This window comes from Paraburkholderia sp. CNPSo 3274, from assembly GCF_024206475.1.
Taxonomy (GTDB): domain Bacteria; phylum Pseudomonadota; class Gammaproteobacteria; order Burkholderiales; family Burkholderiaceae; genus Paraburkholderia.
This window is the reverse complement of sequence record NZ_JAMBPR010000039.1, coordinates 44,234-60,462: the sequence shown is the minus strand read 5'-3', so window position 1 is coordinate 60,462 and position 16,229 is coordinate 44,234. Positions and strand designations below refer to the sequence as shown.

General features: G+C 65.6%; 14 protein-coding genes. 3 read left to right on the top strand and 11 right to left on the bottom strand.

Translation table 11 applies throughout. The features are described 5' to 3' along the window. Positions 1-7: 7 nt before the first annotated feature. The 4 genes from M3I54_RS25315 to argS form a co-directional block, all read right to left on the bottom strand. The gene (locus M3I54_RS25315; RefSeq protein ID WP_254340948.1) at positions 8-784 is read right to left on the bottom strand and encodes an SDR family oxidoreductase; all 777 of its coding nucleotides are present in this window, start codon (positions 782-784) and stop codon (positions 8-10) included. An 11-nt stretch (positions 785-795) separates the two neighbouring features. Further along, on the bottom strand, positions 796-1,449 hold the full coding sequence (locus M3I54_RS25310; protein WP_254340946.1) for a thiol:disulfide interchange protein DsbA/DsbL: 654 nt from the start codon (positions 1,447-1,449) through the stop codon (positions 796-798). A gap of 206 nt (positions 1,450-1,655) precedes the next feature. Beyond that, the gene (locus M3I54_RS25305; RefSeq protein WP_254340944.1) at positions 1,656-2,483 is read right to left on the bottom strand and encodes an SPOR domain-containing protein; all 828 of its coding nucleotides are present in this window, start codon (positions 2,481-2,483) and stop codon (positions 1,656-1,658) included. Positions 2,484-2,580: 97 nt separating this feature from the next. After that, positions 2,581-4,365 carry an arginine--tRNA ligase gene (gene argS / locus M3I54_RS25300; RefSeq protein ID WP_254340942.1) on the bottom strand — a complete coding sequence of 595 codons (1,785 nt, stop codon included), beginning with the start codon at positions 4,363-4,365 and terminating at the stop codon, positions 2,581-2,583. A gap of 361 nt (positions 4,366-4,726) precedes the next feature. Here argS and M3I54_RS25295 point away from each other — a divergent pair, with 361 nt between their 5' ends. After that, entirely contained in the window at positions 4,727-5,053 is a 327-nt protein-coding gene (locus M3I54_RS25295; RefSeq protein ID WP_254340940.1) for a DUF1840 domain-containing protein, read from the top strand. A gap of 182 nt (positions 5,054-5,235) precedes the next feature. Here the strand turns inward: M3I54_RS25295 and M3I54_RS25290 are convergent, their stop codons facing one another. The 7 genes from M3I54_RS25290 to M3I54_RS25260 all read right to left on the bottom strand — a co-directional run bounded on the left by M3I54_RS25290 (position 5,236) and on the right by M3I54_RS25260 (position 13,794). Then, positions 5,236-5,439, bottom strand: coding sequence for a hypothetical protein (locus tag M3I54_RS25290; RefSeq protein ID WP_028201768.1), 204 nt, complete (start codon positions 5,437-5,439; stop codon positions 5,236-5,238). 248 nt (positions 5,440-5,687) lie between these two features. Then, positions 5,688-8,549, bottom strand: a complete 2,862-nt coding sequence (gene metH, locus M3I54_RS25285; protein WP_375542207.1) for a methionine synthase — start codon at positions 8,547-8,549, stop codon at positions 5,688-5,690. After that, positions 8,467-9,537: a homocysteine S-methyltransferase family protein gene (locus tag M3I54_RS25280; RefSeq protein ID WP_254340937.1), complete on the bottom strand. Its 1,071-nt coding sequence runs from the start codon at positions 9,535-9,537 to the stop codon at positions 8,467-8,469. The genes metH and M3I54_RS25280 overlap by 83 nt, the downstream gene beginning before the upstream one ends. Before the next feature lie 203 nt (positions 9,538-9,740). Then, the gene (locus M3I54_RS25275; protein ID WP_028201771.1) at positions 9,741-9,998 is read right to left on the bottom strand and encodes a DUF3567 domain-containing protein; all 258 of its coding nucleotides are present in this window, start codon (positions 9,996-9,998) and stop codon (positions 9,741-9,743) included. A gap of 176 nt (positions 9,999-10,174) precedes the next feature. After that, positions 10,175-10,963, bottom strand: a complete 789-nt coding sequence (pcaD, locus tag M3I54_RS25270) for a 3-oxoadipate enol-lactonase (RefSeq protein WP_254340936.1) — start codon at positions 10,961-10,963, stop codon at positions 10,175-10,177. A 418-nt stretch (positions 10,964-11,381) separates the two neighbouring features. Next, positions 11,382-12,788 carry a DUF3108 domain-containing protein gene (locus M3I54_RS25265; RefSeq protein ID WP_254340934.1) on the bottom strand — a complete coding sequence of 469 codons (1,407 nt, stop codon included), beginning with the start codon at positions 12,786-12,788 and terminating at the stop codon, positions 11,382-11,384. Positions 12,789-12,906: 118 nt separating this feature from the next. Further along, entirely contained in the window at positions 12,907-13,794 is an 888-nt protein-coding gene (locus M3I54_RS25260; protein WP_254340932.1) for an IclR family transcriptional regulator, read from the bottom strand. A gap of 117 nt (positions 13,795-13,911) precedes the next feature. Between M3I54_RS25260 and M3I54_RS25255 the strand changes: the two genes are divergently transcribed. Then, on the top strand, positions 13,912-14,904 hold the full coding sequence (locus tag M3I54_RS25255) for a fumarylacetoacetate hydrolase family protein (protein WP_254340930.1): 993 nt from the start codon (positions 13,912-13,914) through the stop codon (positions 14,902-14,904). Between the two features lie 154 nt (positions 14,905-15,058). Beyond that, positions 15,059-16,225, top strand: a complete 1,167-nt coding sequence (locus M3I54_RS25250; RefSeq protein ID WP_375542202.1) for an ABC transporter substrate-binding protein — start codon at positions 15,059-15,061, stop codon at positions 16,223-16,225. Positions 16,226-16,229 lie beyond the last annotated feature (4 nt).

The following is a 16,229-nucleotide window of genomic DNA, read 5'->3' as shown; positions in this document are numbered from 1 at the left end:
GAGCGGCTTAGTGGCTCGCCGCGCGCGGCTTGCGCAGCGCCTTTTCGAACACGCGGTCGTAGACCCAGCGCGGCAGCGCGCGCAGCATCGTGGCGGCCACACGCATCGGCCACGGGAACACCGCGAAGGACGTGCCGCGCGCGATCGCTTGCGCGGTCTTCGCGGCGAACTGGTCCGCGTCCATCAGGAAGGGCATGCGGTAGGGGTTCTTGGCCGTCATCGGCGTGCGGATATAGCCGGGTGCGATGGTGACCACGGGCACGCCGAACGGGCGCATTTCCACGCGCAGCGCTTCGAGATAGGCGAGCGCCGCCGCCTTCGAGGCGCTGTAGGCGCCCGAGCCCGGCAGTCCGCGCACGCCGGCCACGCTCGCGATGCCCACGAGCGTGCCGCGCTTATGCAGCGCCATGGCCGATGCGAACGGCTCGAAGGTGGCGACCATGCCGAAGTAGTTGGTGTCCATCACGTCGCGGAACGTGGCGAGATCGCCTTCACCCGTCAGCACGCCCCGGCTCACGCCCGCGTTGGCGATCACGATGTCGGGCATGCCATGCTGTGCGATGAAGTCGCGCGCGGCGGCGGCGAGCGCATCGGCGTCGCGCACGTCGGCGGGATAGATGGCGATGGGGTGGTCGGGGTGGGCCTGCCGGAAGCCGGCAAGGGCCTCGCCGCGGCGCGCGACGAGCCCGAGGACGGCGCCCTGCCGCGCGTAAACGGCTGCGAGCGCGGCGCCGATGCCGCTCGACGCGCCGGTGATGAAGACCTTCAGTGGCGCGTCTTGCATGGCGCTGTCCCTCACATCTTCTTCGCGCGGATCTGCGAGATGATGAAGTCCATCACCTGGGCCGTGCCCGGCAGCGCCTTGTCTTCCGGACCCTGGACCATGGCCGGGCCGGTTTCGTATTTGCCCTGGATGGCGATGGTCGGCACGCCGTCGATCTTGTAGGCATCGAGCAGGGCCTTGTCACGCTGCAGCGCGCTCTGCGTCGAGAACGAGTTGTACGCTTCCATGTACTTCTTCGGATCGACGCCTTGCGTCGCGAGGAACTTCGCCTGGTCTTCCGGCGTGAGCAGGTAGTTCTTGTTCACGTGGATTTCGTGGAACACGACCGGCGTGAGCTTCTGGGCGAGGCCGAGCGCGTCGAGCGCGTAGTACATCTTCGAGTGCGGGATGAAATCGTCACGGAATGCCACCGGCACGCGCTTGAACACGACGTCCGGGCCCTGCTTCTTGATCCACGCTTCGAGATACGGGTCGAACGCATTGCAGTGCGGGCAGCCGTACCAGAAGAACTCGATCACTTCGATCTTGCCCGCGGGCACGTCGAGCGCCTGGGGCGCCTTCAGGACCGTGTAGTCCTTGCCGGCCACGGGGGCCTCGGCCGAGGCGTGGGCCACACCGGCGATCAGCGAAAGCGAGAGAAAAAGCGTACCGAGAAGTCGTTTCATGGCGTAGGAATCCACTGTTCTTGGACCGGCGGCGGCCGGTTGTCTGCCGCAAGACGCCGTTGGCGCGAAGCTGGCGCGTGCGGGTGCTGCGTGGGTGTTGCTTGTTGACGGACTCCGCGCCGCGCGCCGCGGCCCGGCCTCACTCGATACCGCTGAACTGCTATGGCTTCGGTGGGCGGGCGCGCGGTGCGCGGCGCGGACGGCGATTATTGCTTCGTGAAGCGGATGACGGCTGTATCGATACCGGCGTCGGACAGGCGCTGACGCGTCGAGTTCATATCGTCGAACTTGGTGAACGGACCGATGCGCACGCGAAAGTACGTGACGCCGCCGGCGTCGCGCTGCGTCACCTTCGACTCGAACCCCTGGAACGCGAGGCGCGCACGCTGCTGCTCGGCGTCGCCCGACGTCTTGTACGCGCCCACCTGCAGGAAGTAACCGGTGTTGGCGTCGCCCGGTGCGGGCGCGGTGCTGCCGGGCTTGGCGGCCGGGGGCGTCGGCACCGCGTTGGCGGGCTTCTGCGGCGGGTTGTTCGCGAGAATCTGCGCCGGGTTGCTCGTCGAGTTGCTGGCCGACTGCGGCTTCTTCGCGATCGCCGTGCCGCTCGTGACGTTTTCGCCCGTCGACGGTTGCGGCGCGACAGCCACGCCGTTGTTATTGGCGGCGGCGTTGTTCGAACCCGAGGGCGGCACTTCGACGATCTGCGGCTCTTCGAGCATGCCCGAGGACTGAGACTGGTTCGTGGTCTGGCCCGGCGCCGTGTTGGGCGGCATGCTTTGCGCGGCCTGCGGCACCGGCTGGCCCGGCGACTTGCCCTGCAGCGCGCGGTTCGGGTCGACTTGCTCGTTGCTCTGGCTGACGTCGGAAGCGGCCGGCGGCGCGACCTTCGAGACGAACGGCGTGGGCGCGCGCGTGATGTAGAGAGCCACCACCACCGCGATCGCAAGGCCGACGATCAGGCCCAGCACGATGCCGAGAAAGGTTCCCCCGGACTGCTTCGACTGCTGTTTTGTAGTGCGGCGCGGTTTTGCCATCGTCTGAATCACCTGCAAACAAGAGAATCCTGGAATGGCCGTCCGCGCGAGGCGGCGGCCCCATACAAGCTGCTGCGCGCGGGTCTCGCGCGTCTCGTTACATGCGCTCCGGCGCGGACACGCCGATCACGGCCAGGCCGTTCGCGAGCACCCGGCGCGTGGCCGCGAGGAGGGCGACGCGGGCGTCGCGTTCGGCGACGTCGTCGACGAGAACGCGTTCGGCATTGTAGAACGAGTGAAACTCAGCGGCGAGTTCGCGCAGGTAGAACGCCACCGCGTGCGGCGCGAGTTCGCTGGCTGCATGCGTGAGCATGTCGGGGAATTCGCCCAGTTTCGCGATGAGCGCGAGCGCTCGCTCGCTCGCGAGCGGCGCGAGATCGACCTTGGGCAGCGCGGCCGGATCGCCGCCGAACTTGCCCTGCCAGTCGCCGAGAATCGACGAGATGCGCGCATGCGCGTACTGCACGTAGTACACCGGGTTTTCGTCGTTTTCCTTCAGCGCGAGGTCGATGTCGAACACGAATTCGGTGTCGGCCTTGCGCGAGATGAGGAAAAAGCGCACAGCGTCGCGGCCGCGGCGGATAGTCGCTTCGTCGAGCAGGTCGGGCGAGACTTCGCTGCCCGGGTTCGCGCCGCCTGACCATTCGATCAGGTCGCGCACCGTCACGTAGCTGCCTGCGCGCTTGGAGATCTTCACCTCCTGACCGTCGCGCATCACCGTGACCATCTTGTGGAGCACGTAGTCGGGATAGCCCTTCGGAATGCCGATGCCGAGCGCCTGCAGGCCCGCGCGCACACGCGCGATGGTGCCGTGGTGGTCGGAGCCCTGGATATTGATGACCTTCGTGAAGCCGCGCTCCCACTTGGTGACGTGGTAGGCCACATCGGGCAGGAAGTAGGTGTACGTGCCGTCGGACTTGCGCATCACGCGGTCCTTGTCGTCACCGTAGTCGGTGGTCTTGAGCCACAGCGCGCCTTCCTGCTCGTAGGTTTCGCCCGAAGCGACCAGCGCCTCGACGGTCTTCTCGACGCGGCCTTCCGTGTACAGCGACGACTCGAGGTAGTAGCGGTCGAACTTCACGCCGAACGCCTGGAGGTCGAGATCCTGCTCGTGGCGCAGATAGGCCACGGCAAAGCGGCGGATCGCTTCGAGGTTCTCGGGGTCTTTCTCGCCCGTGACGGGTTCGCCGTCCTTGGCCGCGACGGTTTCGCCCGCGAGGTAGTCGCGCGCGATGTCGGCGATGTATTCGCCGTTGTAGGCAGCCTCGGGCCATTCGGCGTCGCCGGGCTTGAAGCCGCGCGCGCGCGCCTGGGTGGAGACGGCGAGGTTGCCGATCTGCACGCCCGCGTCGTTGTAGTAGAACTCGCGGTGCACGTCATAGCCCTGCGAGGCGAGCACATTCGAGATGGCGTCGCCGAGCGCGGCCTGGCGGCCGTGGCCCACGTGCAGCGGGCCCGTGGGGTTCGCCGAGACGAACTCGACGAGCACGCGCTTGCCGGCTTCACGCTGCAAACGGCCGAATGCCTCGCCCTGCTCGAACACGGCGCCGATCACGGCGCGCTTCGCGTTCGCGGTCAGACGCAGGTTGATGAAGCCGGGGCCGGCCACTTCGGCTGCCTCGACGAGGCCTGCGGCCTCGGGCTGGGCGAGCACGGCGTCGACGATCTGCTGGGCGAGCTGGCGCGGGTTCGCGCGCATGGGCTTGGCGAGCTGCATCGCGACGTTGCAGGCGACGTCGCCGTGCGCGGCGACCTTGGGGCGCTCGAGCGTGATCGCGGGCACGTCGAATGCGGCTTCGCTCGCGCCTTCGGTGGCCTTCGCCACCTGGGCTACGGCTTGCGCGAGCAGGGTCTCCAGGGTGTGTTTCTGTGCGGGCAGCATGCTGGTTGCAAGTCCTGTGCGGGTAATGGGGATGCGGCGCCGGCGCCTGGGGGCGTAACCCGGGGCATGGCCCCTGGCTTGGCGGCGCCGACCGCCGAATACGGGTGAGGGCGCGCCAGCCTCGCGGCGGGCCACCTGCAATGCGCCAATGCGCGGGCGGCCTCGTTGCGGCAGGCGGCGTGGTGGCGTACCTGACGCCAGAACGTCCGGGCGCCGCACCCTGCGGGTAATTCCGTCCTGACGGATTTTAGCAGGTGCTAATATGTGAAATGAGGTAGCGCGACATGGGTCGCCTTGGCCCGTCTGGCTTCGCAGGCCGGAACGTCACGCGCAGATCCAAAAAATCATAAAGGGAACAGACATGCTGGTTACTTTTAAATGTCACGCGGCGCCCGACGTCACGATGCTGGAGAACCTCGCACAATACCTTCTCGGCATCATCGGCAAGCGGCTCGGCCCGCGCGGCGTGATCACCCACGACGAACTCGACACCGCCATCACCAAGCTCGAAGCGGCCATCGCCACCGACAAGAAAGAGCGCCACGAGCAGGAAGGCCACTTCCACGAAGGCGAGGATGACCGCGTGCATCACGAACTGCCGGTCGGCCTTGCGCAACGCGCCTTTCCTTTCCTCGATATGCTGCGCGCCGCAAAGAAGGAAGACAACGACGTATTGTGGGGCATTTGAGGTCCGTGTTTGACGTCCTTGCGTGACGTGACCGACCGGTGAGCGAGGGATTACGCTGTCTCCATTGCGCGCAGCGGCTAGCCTGTGAGGACAGCTCCGGCTGCCCCGTCCGATTCGACATTCCAAAAGCAAAGAGCCCGCAACATCGCGGGCTCTTTGCTTTTGTTCACCTTCGGCTCACGTTACTCGCTGGCGGCCGCCGGTTCGGCAGCGGAAGCCTCCGACTTCTTCATCTTCTTTTTCTTCGGCTTCTTCACGTGCTTTTCGGTGGGCGCCGAATACGACGTCGCCGGGCTCGCCTGCTCCGGCGCGGCCGGCTGGGCGAACGACGGCTGCGCAAGCGCCGCGACGCCGAAGGCGGTCAACATCAACATCAGCTTCTTCATACGATTTCTCCGTCGAGGTTGCTTCGATTTTGCGTTTTAAGGATTTGCTGATGATCGAGCCGGCGCGGCGTTGCCGCATGTGGCCGGGTGTCATGCAGGTGATACCGGGTCTTGCCGGGCCATCTTACAAAGCCGAAAAATCGCGCGCGCGTAATCTTCACCTTGCCGGATGGCGTATGTCGGGCGGCGACAACAGGGGGTAGCGCGACGGGAGAAAGCGCGCCGCCCGGGGCGGCGCGCCGTGCGGCTTAGAGCTGCGGCGCGAGCGCGCGGCGGGCGTCCGCGTCGGAGAGCGACATACGCTTTGCATAGTCGGCGAGCTGGTCCTGGCCGATCTTGCCCACCGAGAAATAGGTGCTGTCCGGGTGCGCGAGATAGAAGCCCGAAACGCTCGCAGCCGGCAGCATGGCGAGCGATTCCGTCACGCTCATGCCGACCTCGCCCGCCTGCAGGAAGTCGAACATGTCGCGCTTCACGAGGTGATCCGGGCACGCCGGGTAGCCAGGCGCCGGGCGAATGCCCGCGTACTTTTCGGCGATCAGCGCGTCATTGTCGAGCGTTTCGCTGGCTGCATAGCCCCACAAATCGCGGCGCACGCGTGCGTGCAATGCTTCGGCGAACGCTTCCGCGAAGCGGTCCGCGAGCGCTTTGAGCATGATCGCGCTGTAGTCGTCGTGGTCCTTTTCGAACTGCGCTTCCTTCACGTCCACGCCGATGCCTGCCGTCACCGCGAACATGCCGATATAGTCCGCCACGCCCGAGTCCTTCGGCGCGATGAAGTCGGCAAGCGAGCGGTTCGGACGCATCACGCCGTCCACCACAGGGCGCACCGACTGCTGGCGCAGGTTGCGCCACGTGAGCGCGACTTCGCTGCGCGATTCGTCGGTGTAGATTTCGATGTCGTCGTCGTTCACCGTGTTCGCGGGCAACAGCGCGATCACGCCGTTGGCCTGCAGCCAGCGGCCTTGAATCAAGCGCGAAAGCATCGACTTCGCGTCGGAAAACACGCGGCGCGCCGACTCGCCCACGATCTCGTCGTTGAGGATCTGCGGATAGGGACCGGCGAGATCCCACGTCTGGAAGAACGGACCCCAGTCGATGTAATTCGCGAGCTCGTTCAAGTCGAAGTTCTTGAACACGCGGCGGCCGATGAACTTCGGCTTCACGGGCTGGAAATTCGCCCAGTCGATCTTCGTCTTGTTCGCGCGCGCTTCTTCGAGCGTCACCAAAGGCTGAGCCTTCTTGTTCGCGTGCTGATCGCGAATGCGGTCGTAGTCGGTCCTGAGGTCGTCGATGAACTTCGTCGCGCCTTCATCCGAAAGCAGGCTCGACGCCACCGAAACCGAACGCGACGCGTCCGGCACGTACACGACCGGACCTTCGTAATGCGGCGCGATCTTCACGGCCGTATGCACGCGCGAGGTGGTCGCGCCGCCAATCAGCAGCGGAATCTTCTTGATGCGGAAGTAGTCGTCGCGCTGCATTTCGCTCGCGACATAAGCCATTTCCTCGAGCGACGGCGTAATCAGCCCCGAGAGGCCGACGATATCCGCGCCTTCGACCTTTGCCTTCGCGAGGATCTCGTTGCACGGGACCATCACGCCCATGTTGACCACTTCGAAGTTATTGCACTGGAGCACCACCGACACGATGTTCTTGCCGATGTCGTGCACGTCGCCCTTCACGGTCGCGATGACGATCTTGCCCTTCGCGCGCACATCGGCGCCCGTTTCGGCGAGCAGGCGCTTTTCTTCCTCGATGAACGGAATGAGGTGCGCCACGGCCTGCTTCATCACGCGCGCCGATTTCACCACCTGCGGCAGGAACATCTTGCCCTGGCCGAACAGGTCGCCGACGATGTTCATGCCGTCCATGAGCGGGCCTTCGATCACGTTGATCGGGCGGCCGCCGGCACCCATGATCTTCACACGCGCTTCTTCGGTGTCCTCGACAATGAAGTTCGTGATGCCGAGCACGAGTGCGTGCGCAAGACGCTTTTCCACGTCCTGGTTGCGCCACTCGAGGTTCTCTTCTTTCTTCGCGGCGCCGGTCTTGAACTGGTCGGCGATCTCGAGCAGACGGTCGGTGGCGTCGGCGCGGCGGTTGAGCACCACGTCTTCCACGCGCTCGCGCAGCTCCGCGTCGAGGTCGGCGTACACGCCGAGCTGGCCCGCGTTCACGATGCCCATGTTCATACCCGCCTGAATGGCGTAGTAGAGGAACACGGTGTGGATCGCCTCGCGCACCGGATCGTTGCCGCGGAACGAGAACGACACGTTCGACACGCCGCCGCTGATCTTCGCGTAGGGCAGGTTCTGCCTGATCCAGCGCGTGGCTTCGATGAAGTCCACCGCGTAGTTGTTGTGCTCCTCGATGCCTGTCGCCACCGCGAAGATGTTCGGGTCGAAGATGATGTCCTCGGGCGGGAAGCCCACTTCGTTCACGAGGATGTCGTAGGAGCGCTTGCAGATCTCGGTCTTGCGCGCGTAGGTGTCGGCCTGGCCCTTCTCATCGAAGGCCATCACGACGCTCGCCGCGCCATAGCGGCGAATGAGCTTCGCGTGATGCACGAACTGCTCCTTGCCTTCCTTGAGCGAGATCGAGTTGACGATGGCCTTGCCCTGCACGCACTGCAGGCCCGCCTCGATCACGTCCCACTTCGACGAGTCGATCATGATCGGCACGCGCGCGATGTCGGGCTCGGACGCGATGAGGTTCATGAAGCGCACCATCGCCGCCTTCGAGTCGAGCATGGCTTCGTCCATGTTGACGTCGATGACCTGCGCGCCGTTTTCGACCTGCTGCCGCGCAACCGCGAGCGCCTCGTCGAACTGGCCGTTGAGAATCATCCGCGCGAATGCCTTCGAGCCGGTCACGTTGGTGCGCTCGCCCACGTTGATGAACAGCGAGCCTTCGGTCACGTTGAAGGGTTCGAGGCCGGAAAGGCGCAGGGTATGGTCAGTCATGGCGTGGGACCGGATCGTATGGTGTTGGAGCGGGACTCGAAAGCAGTGATCGAATGTGTCGTCAGGCAGCGTCGCGATACTGGCCGGGCCAGCGGCGCGGCTTGATCTCGGCGAGCGCGCGGGCGATGGCCGCGATGTGCTCAGGCGTCGTGCCGCAGCAGCCGCCCGCCAGGTTTACGAGACCGGCGCTCGCGAATTCCTTGAGCAGTGCCGAAGTATCGGTGGGCGTTTCGTCGAAGCCCGTGTCGCTCATCGGGTTGGGCAGGCCCGCGTTCGGATAGCACGAGACGTACGTGTCGCAGAGTTTCGCAAGTTCGGCGATGTACGGGCGCATGAGCGCCGCGCCCAGCGCGCAGTTCAGACCGAACGTGAGCGGCTTCGCGTGGCGCAGCGAGTTCCAGAATGCTTCGACGGTCTGGCCCGAGAGAATGCGGCCCGAGGCGTCGGTGACGGTGCCCGAGATCATGATCGGCAGATTCTCGCCCGTGTCTTCGAAGAGCTGGTCGAGCGCGAACAGCGCGGCCTTGGCGTTGAGCGTGTCGAAGATCGTCTCGACGAGGAAGAGGTCGCAGCCGCCGTCCATGAGCGCCTTCGCCTGCTCGTAGTACGCACGGCGCAGTTCTTCGAACGTCACGTTGCGCGCGCCCGGATCGTTCACGTCGGGCGAGATGCTCGCCGTTTTCGGCGTCGGCCCGATCGCGCCCGCGGCGAAGCGCGGCTTGTCCGGCGTCGAATACTTGTCGCACGCGGCGCGCGCGAGCTTCGCCGACTCGACGTTCATCTCGATGGCGAGTTCGCCCATGCCGTAGTCGTCCTGGGCCACTGTGGTCGCGCCGAACGTGTTGGTCTCGATGATGTCCGCGCCCGCCGCGAGATACTGCTCGTGAATCTCGCTGATGATCTGCGGCTGCGTGAGCGAGAGCAGTTCGTTGTTGCCCTTGATATCGCGCGGGTAGTCCTTGAAGCGTTCGCCGCGGTAGGCGGCTTCGTCGAGCTTGTAGCGCTGGATCATCGTGCCCATCGCGCCGTCCAGGATCACGATACGCGAGGCGAGCAGCGCGGGAAGCGCTGCGCCGCGCGTGTATTTGGCGTCCCCGGCGGGGCGCGAGGCAAGGGCTGCGGGCTGGTTCATGGATCGCGGGCGGGCGTGGTGCCGGTTGAACTGGGAAACCTCACATTGTAGCCGCTGCGGCAATGGGCCGCTGCCGGCGGCGTCGCGCGCAGGCAACCGCTGTGGCGCGCGCCGGACGGCCAAAAGAAAACCCCGGCCGGCCAAGCCGGACGGGGTTTCGTGTGAAGGACGCTGCGCGTTGAGTGCCGCGGGGTGCGCTAGCGTCAGTGAAGCACGACGGGTTGCTGCATGAGGCTGTCGAACTGTCCGAGGAATTCGTCGACTTCGTCGAGCGACTGGTCTTCGTCCATCAGCTTTTGCACGTCTTCGCGAAAACGTGCCGCCATCACGCCGTCGATGAAGATCTCGCGGCGCGCGTTCTTGTCGACGATCTCGTAGCCGCCTGCGCGCATGGCGCTATGGCCGTCCTGCGGTGGGAACTCGACAACGCAATAGTTGGGACTGTTGTAGATCATTTGCATGGCGACACTCCTTTTTCCTGTGCTCCCCGACCTTCTCGGTCATTACATGGAGCGTTCGTTCTGGAATTCAAGGGGTGGGTCCCGCATCACCTCTTATGTGGACTGCTCTCCCTTTTTATACTTCACTTCTCAACTGCGTCTGCTGCCACTGCCATGATGCATTTACTTCGAACTACTTAGACCAACTGCTTGAGAAACGTTTCGAGCAACGCGGTGAAACGGTGCGACTCCTCTACCGGGGCCAGATGCGCGGCGTCGAGCACCACAAAATGCGAACCTTCTATCGCTCTTGCGAGGCCCTGCGTCATCGCCATCGGCGTGCCGTTGTCGTGGCGGCCCGCCACTGCGAGCGTCGGCACTCGCACTTGCCCGAGCCTGTTTTCCACGTCGAAATCGCGTAGCGCCTCGCAGGCCATCGCATAGCCTTCTGAAGGGGTCCGTAATAAAACGTCACAAATCCGCTCGACAGTCGGCGCATGCGTGCGCCGGAAGTCGGCGGTGAACCAGCGCGCCATCGTCGCGTCGACGAGCGCCCCGAGACCGTCGCTGCGTACCGTCGCGGCGCGCTCGTTCCACGTTTCGCGCGCTTGTGGCGGCGTATGGCTAGCCGTGTCGCAAAGCGTGAGCGTCGTCACGCGTTCCGGGTAATCGAGCGCGAACTGCTGCGCGATCATGCCGCCCATCGACATGCCGACGAGATGCGCATGCTCGATGCCAGTTGCGTCGAAAAGCGCGTCGAGGTCGGCGGCGAGTTCTGCGAAGCCGAAGGGCTTGCTCGCGACGGCACTCGCGCCGTGGCCACGCACGTCATAGCGCAACACGCTGTGACGATGGCGGAAATGTCCGGCGAGCGTGTCCCACACGCCAAGGTCGCCGCCGAGTTGATGAATGAACGCCAGCGCGGGCCCACCGCTCCTGTCGTCGAAGACATAGTGCGTATCGATGCCGTTGACAGTCACTTGCATGGGTTCCTCCTTCGCCTTCCAGGCTGGGAGTCAAGCCGTTTGCGAGGTACTGCATGCACGCGATGCTGGGTGGAGCAATCCGCGCGCCTGGGGCGCGCAGACGATGCGCGATGCGATGTTCGTTAGCTTGTGTGTCGCGTCCCTGTTTGCTGCGCCGTTTATTGTGTCGTGCCGATTTTGCCCGTCTTTTGCAGCGTTGTATCGGTTTGTTCGTGCTGGTCCGTTTGCTGGTCCGTTTGCTGGTCCGTTTGCGCGCGGAGTCGTGCTGCCGTATTTCGTCTGCTTGTTTTTCGGCCCTTCGTGATGCGCGCGATGCCTTGCGATCCTTGACGCACGGCTCGATTCGAGTATGCGCTCATTCGCGAATTTGTGTTGCGAAGCGGGCCGTCCGGATCGAGCGGTTCGTGCGGTTGCGCGCTCAGGGATGTTCGGGCGCCGGGCCCGGCGAGGCGGGTGAGGGCTGCGCGTCGTCAGTGGACGGTTGCGGCGGTGATTCGGTTGGCGTTTCTGTCTGCGTATTGGCGGGTGGTGCAGGTTGCACTGGCGATTGCGGTTGCGGCGCAGAGGCTGGCGCAGCTTCCGATGTTGCGGATTGTGCCGATGTTGTGTCGGGTGCGGCGTTGGGCGCCGTGGCGGTCGTGGCCGTCGCGGAGTCGGGCGTCGGCGCAGGCGCGTTCGTCGCGCTCGGCGCCGTTAGCACGCCACGCCACACCAGTTCGAACTGGTTGCCATTCGGTTCGGTTTGCACGAGGCGCACGGGCAACCAGCCGAGCGACTGCGCGAGCCACACGTCGATGCGCCGCTTGTCGCCCTCGCGGCGCGGCAGACGCATGAAGTGGCGCGCCGTGACGTAGCCATGATCCGTGCTCACCGTTTCGTCGCCGATCGTGGTGATGGGCCAGCTCTCGCCGCTGTCGTTGTCCGCGACATAGAACTCGCGCGTGACGCCCGGCTTGTACGCATCGGGGTCGCCGCGCACGAGGCTTGCGAGCTGCATCACCATGCTGAAGCGGTCCTGCGCGCCATCGGGCAGTGCGAGCGAGTTGGGCGTGCGCGTGAACACGATCTGCTTGTCGGTGCGGTTGAAAATCGTCACGTCCGAGGGACGATGGCCGCGCTTTTCGATGTACTGATCGGGTGCGAGGCCGAAGGCGTCCACGCGGCCCTTGCTCGTCCAGCTGAACTCGCCGACGAAGGGCAGGGGCACACGCACGACCATCTCGTAGCGTTGCCCATCGCTTGACCAGTGGATCGTGCCGGGCTGATTGCGCACACCGTTATAGAACGTGTCGTACTGCAATTCGCCCGATGGGGGCACCGAAAACTTCAGTCCATGCGAGGCCTGCGTGGCTTGTGCCGAAGGCTGCTTGCCGTTGCCGGGCGCCGTGCTTGCCGTCCCGCTAGTGCCGGCGCCGCTCGCGCTGGCTTGCGATGCGGCTGCGGGCGCGGACGCCGCCTGCGTATCCGGTGGCGAGGCCGGCGCTTTGGGGTGCGGTTTGGGCGGCGTCACAGTGTGCAGCGTATGCGGCTCGGCGGGCTTAGGCGCCGGTTTGGGCGCGGCATGCGCGGGCGCCGCCGCGGGGCCCGCGGGCGGTGCCTCGCGCTCGATGCGCTCGGGTTTGAGGAGCGCCACTTGCACCGGAACGCGCACGTGCGCGATGGGCGGCGGCGCGCTGTGATGCCGCTCGAACCATTCGGCCGCGAGCCAATGGAGCGCCGTGACCGCGACGAACACACCCACCCAGCGCCACGCGCGCATGCGCTGCGGCGTGGGTGAGTCGGTGTCGAGGCGGCGTGCCTCGCGCGGGGCGGCTGGAGTGGACATCGGCGGTTCGTGGGGCGGTATCTGTCGTACGTTAATGTGACACAACCCGCCCGGTGCGCGCAGAAACGCCGACGCGCGAGAGCGGGGTCACATGTCTGCCGGCCCAGGCATACAGCCTTCAGCGCGGCGTTGGACTGTACCCCAATTCGTACGACAGTTTTTCGGCGCACGCGCGCAACGCGGTGTCCACGACGCCGTTCCAGTCGATATCGAACGCGCCTTCGTGACCGAGCGCGATGAGCCCGAGCGCGAGTTCGCCGCTCGCGTCGAACACAGGCGTGCAGAACGCGTGGATAGTCGGCAGCAACATGCCTTCCACGCGGGCTGCGCCATGCTCGCGAACTTCTGCCAGTGCGCATTCAAGCGCCTCTGCCGTACGCGGTGTCGAGCCGTACGAGTAGTGCTGCGCGCCCGCGAGTTCGCGCTCGATCATCGGGGCGGTCTTGCTGCGCGGCAGGTAGGCGGCGAATAGCAGGCCCGTGGCGGAACTGAGCATCGGCATGACGTCGCCGAGCTTGAGCGACGCTTTCGCAGGGTGGCTCGACTCCAGCCAGTGCACGACGGTTGGCCCCTGATTGCCCCACACGGCGATGCCCACGGTGATGTCGAGCGCGTCGCGCAATTCGGTGAGCGCGAGGCGCGCGAGTTTGACGCCGTCCACGCGCGCGAGGCGCGCGAGTCCAAGCTGCAACGCAAAGCCGCCCAGTTCGTAGCGCCCCGAGAGCGGGTCCTGCGCGACCACGCCGAGGCGCATGAAGCTCACGAGATAGCGGTGCGCCTTCGCCGGGCTCATGCCCGCGCGCTGCGCAAGGTCGCGCAGCATCATCGCGCGCGGTTCGCTGGTGAGTACTTCGAGCAGGCGAAAACCCACTTCGATCGACTGGATGCCGGAGCGCAGTTTTTCTTCGCCGCCTTCGGCGCCTTCCGACGCCTCTGCGGTGTCGAGGGTGTCGGCGAGATCTTCGGCGCTCGCGCGCGGCGAGGCGGGTCGGACGGTTGGCGGCATGGAGGCGTTGTGGTGTTCAAACGTACGGCAACTGAGGGCATGCGGCGCGCCCGCTTGGGGCCCGCCGATTCACCATCGTAGAATACATTTCCCTTATCGTCACTCACGTCTGATTCCATGAAACTTGCCACGCTCAAGGACGGCACCCGCGACGGGCAGCTGATCGTCGTTTCCCGCGACCTGCGCAGTGCCGCCATCGCCGACGCGATCGCGCCCACGCTGCAGCGCGTGCTCGACGACTGGCGCTTCTACGCGCCGCAGCTCGCCGAGCTGTACGACGCGCTCAACTACGGGCGCGCGCGCAACACGTTCAGCTTCGACGCGCGCGATTGCATGGCGCCGCTGCCGCGTGCGTACCAATGGGCGGATGGCTCGTCGTACGTGAATCACGTCGAACTCGTGCGTCGCGCGCGCGGCGCCGAGATGCCCGCTGAATTCTGGACCGACCCGCTCATGTACCAGGGCGGCAGCGACGACTTCATCGGGCCGTGCGACGACATCGTGTGCGCGTCCGAGGCGTTCGGCATCGACTTCGAGGCCGAAGTCGCCGTCGTGACCGGCGACGTGCCGATGGGCGCGAGCCCCGACGAAGCGCTCCGGGCCGTGCGGCTCGTCACGCTTGTCAACGACGTCTCGCTGCGCAACCTCATTCCCGCGGAACTCGCGAAGGGCTTCGGCTTTTTCCAGAGCAAGCCGGCCAGTGCGTTCGCGCCGGTGATGGTCACGCCCGACGAGCTCGGCGAGCACTGGCGCGAAGGGCGCGTGCACCTGCCGCTCATCGTGCACTGGAACGGCAAGAAGGTCGGCCAGCCCGATGCCGGCACGGACATGGTGTTCCACTTCGGCCAGTTGATCGCGCACGCTGCGAAAACGCGCAATCTGCGCGCAGGCGCCATCGTGGGCTCGGGCACGGTCTCGAACAAGGACGCGAAGCGTGGCTACTGCTGCATCGCCGAGAAGCGCTGCCTCGAAATGATCGACAGCGGCCAGGCGAGCACCGAGTTCATGAAGTTCGGCGACAGCGTGAAGATCGAGATGCTCGACGAAGCGGGCAAGTCGATTTTCGGCGCGATCGATCAGGCTGTGGCGTCACTCCACGGCGAGCCATGACACGCAAGCGCTGAAGGGTTTCGCCGGATGCCGCGCGCCACGCGTGCGGCTACACTGGCGAACGCCCTTTTTCTTCGAGGGCATCGGGGAGACCAGTCAAAGTACGAGCCGTAGAAGCACGCAGCATTCGAACGTAAAACGACAAGGAGACACCGTGAACGCTTCTCGCCCCAGCCGTCTTGCTGTACGCATCGCGTGGCTTTTCAGTATTTGTGCGCCCACGCTTGCGCTCGCGCAGGTCAAGATCGGCCTCGTGCTTTCGCTCACGGGTCCGGCCGCCTCGCTCGGCATTCCCGCGCGCGACACCGCTGCCATGTTCCCCACCGAGATCGCGGGCCAGAAAGTCCAGTACATCGTGCTCGACGACGCCTCCGACACGACCCAGGCCGTGCAGGACACGAAGAAGCTCATCGACGAACAGCATGTCGATGCGATCATCGGCTCGTCGATCACACCCAACTCGCTCGCGATGCTCGACGTGATCGCGCAGGGCGAGACGCCCACCATTTCGCTCGCTTCGTCGGCGAAGATCATCGAGCCCGTTGACGACAAGCGCCACTGGATGTTCAAGACGCCGCAAACCGACGCGATGATGGCCGGCGCGATCATGGAGCACGCAGCCGCGCACAACGTGAAGACGCTTGCCTATATCGGCCAGGCCGACGCGCTCGGCGAGACGTTCTACGCCGAGATCGCGAAGGCCGCGCAGCGGCACGACATCAAGCTCGTCGCGAACGAGCGCTTCAATCGCACCGATCCGGGCGTGACGGGGCAGGTGCTCAAGATCGCCGCGGCGCACCCCGACGCCGTCGTGGTGGGCGCGGCCGGCACGCCCGCCGCGCTGCCGCCCAAGACGCTCAAGGAGCGCGGCTACAAGGGCGTCATCTATCACAACCACGGCGTGGGCAACCGCGACTTCCTGCGCGTGTGCGGCGCCGACTGCAACGGCACCTTCCTGCCCGCAAGCCCGGTGCTCGTGGCTGCACAACTGCCCGAGGACCAGCCCGGCCGGCGCCTCGCGCTCGACTATATTTCGCGTTACGAAGCACGCAACGGCGCGGGCACCGTGTCGGCGTTCGGCGCGTATACATGGGACGCGGGGCTCTTGCTCGAGAACGCGATACCCGTTGCGCTCAAGTCGGCTGCGCCCGGCACGCCTGCGTTTCGCCAGGCGCTGCGCGACGCACTCGAAGCGACGCACGGGCTGCATGACACCAATGGCGTCGTCAACATGAGCGCCACCGATCACCTCGGCCTCGACGCGCGAGCGCGCGTGATGGTCGAGATCCGCGATGGCAAGTGGGTGTATCAGCCGCATTGATGAG

What these genes read in the sequence shown, in the direction of transcription:
- M3I54_RS25315 (WP_254340948.1), bottom strand. Translation starts at nt 784, where the DNA reads ATGCAAGACGCGCCACTGAAGGTCTTCATCACCGGCGCGTCGAGCGGC.
- M3I54_RS25310 (WP_254340946.1), bottom strand. Translation starts at nt 1,449, where the DNA reads ATGAAACGACTTCTCGGTACGCTTTTTCTCTCGCTTTCGCTGATCGCC.
- M3I54_RS25305 (WP_254340944.1), bottom strand. Translation starts at nt 2,483, where the DNA reads ATGGCAAAACCGCGCCGCACTACAAAACAGCAGTCGAAGCAGTCCGGG.
- argS (WP_254340942.1), bottom strand. Translation starts at nt 4,365, where the DNA reads ATGCTGCCCGCACAGAAACACACCCTGGAGACCCTGCTCGCGCAAGCC.
- M3I54_RS25295 (WP_254340940.1), top strand. Translation starts at nt 4,727, where the DNA reads ATGCTGGTTACTTTTAAATGTCACGCGGCGCCCGACGTCACGATGCTG.
- M3I54_RS25290 (WP_028201768.1), bottom strand. Translation starts at nt 5,439, where the DNA reads ATGAAGAAGCTGATGTTGATGTTGACCGCCTTCGGCGTCGCGGCGCTT.
- M3I54_RS25280 (WP_254340937.1), bottom strand. Translation starts at nt 9,537, where the DNA reads ATGAACCAGCCCGCAGCCCTTGCCTCGCGCCCCGCCGGGGACGCCAAA.
- M3I54_RS25275 (WP_028201771.1), bottom strand. Translation starts at nt 9,998, where the DNA reads ATGCAAATGATCTACAACAGTCCCAACTATTGCGTTGTCGAGTTCCCA.
- pcaD (WP_254340936.1), bottom strand. Translation starts at nt 10,963, where the DNA reads ATGCAAGTGACTGTCAACGGCATCGATACGCACTATGTCTTCGACGAC.
- M3I54_RS25265 (WP_254340934.1), bottom strand. Translation starts at nt 12,788, where the DNA reads ATGTCCACTCCAGCCGCCCCGCGCGAGGCACGCCGCCTCGACACCGAC.
- M3I54_RS25260 (WP_254340932.1), bottom strand. Translation starts at nt 13,794, where the DNA reads ATGCCGCCAACCGTCCGACCCGCCTCGCCGCGCGCGAGCGCCGAAGAT.
- M3I54_RS25255 (WP_254340930.1), top strand. Translation starts at nt 13,912, where the DNA reads ATGAAACTTGCCACGCTCAAGGACGGCACCCGCGACGGGCAGCTGATC.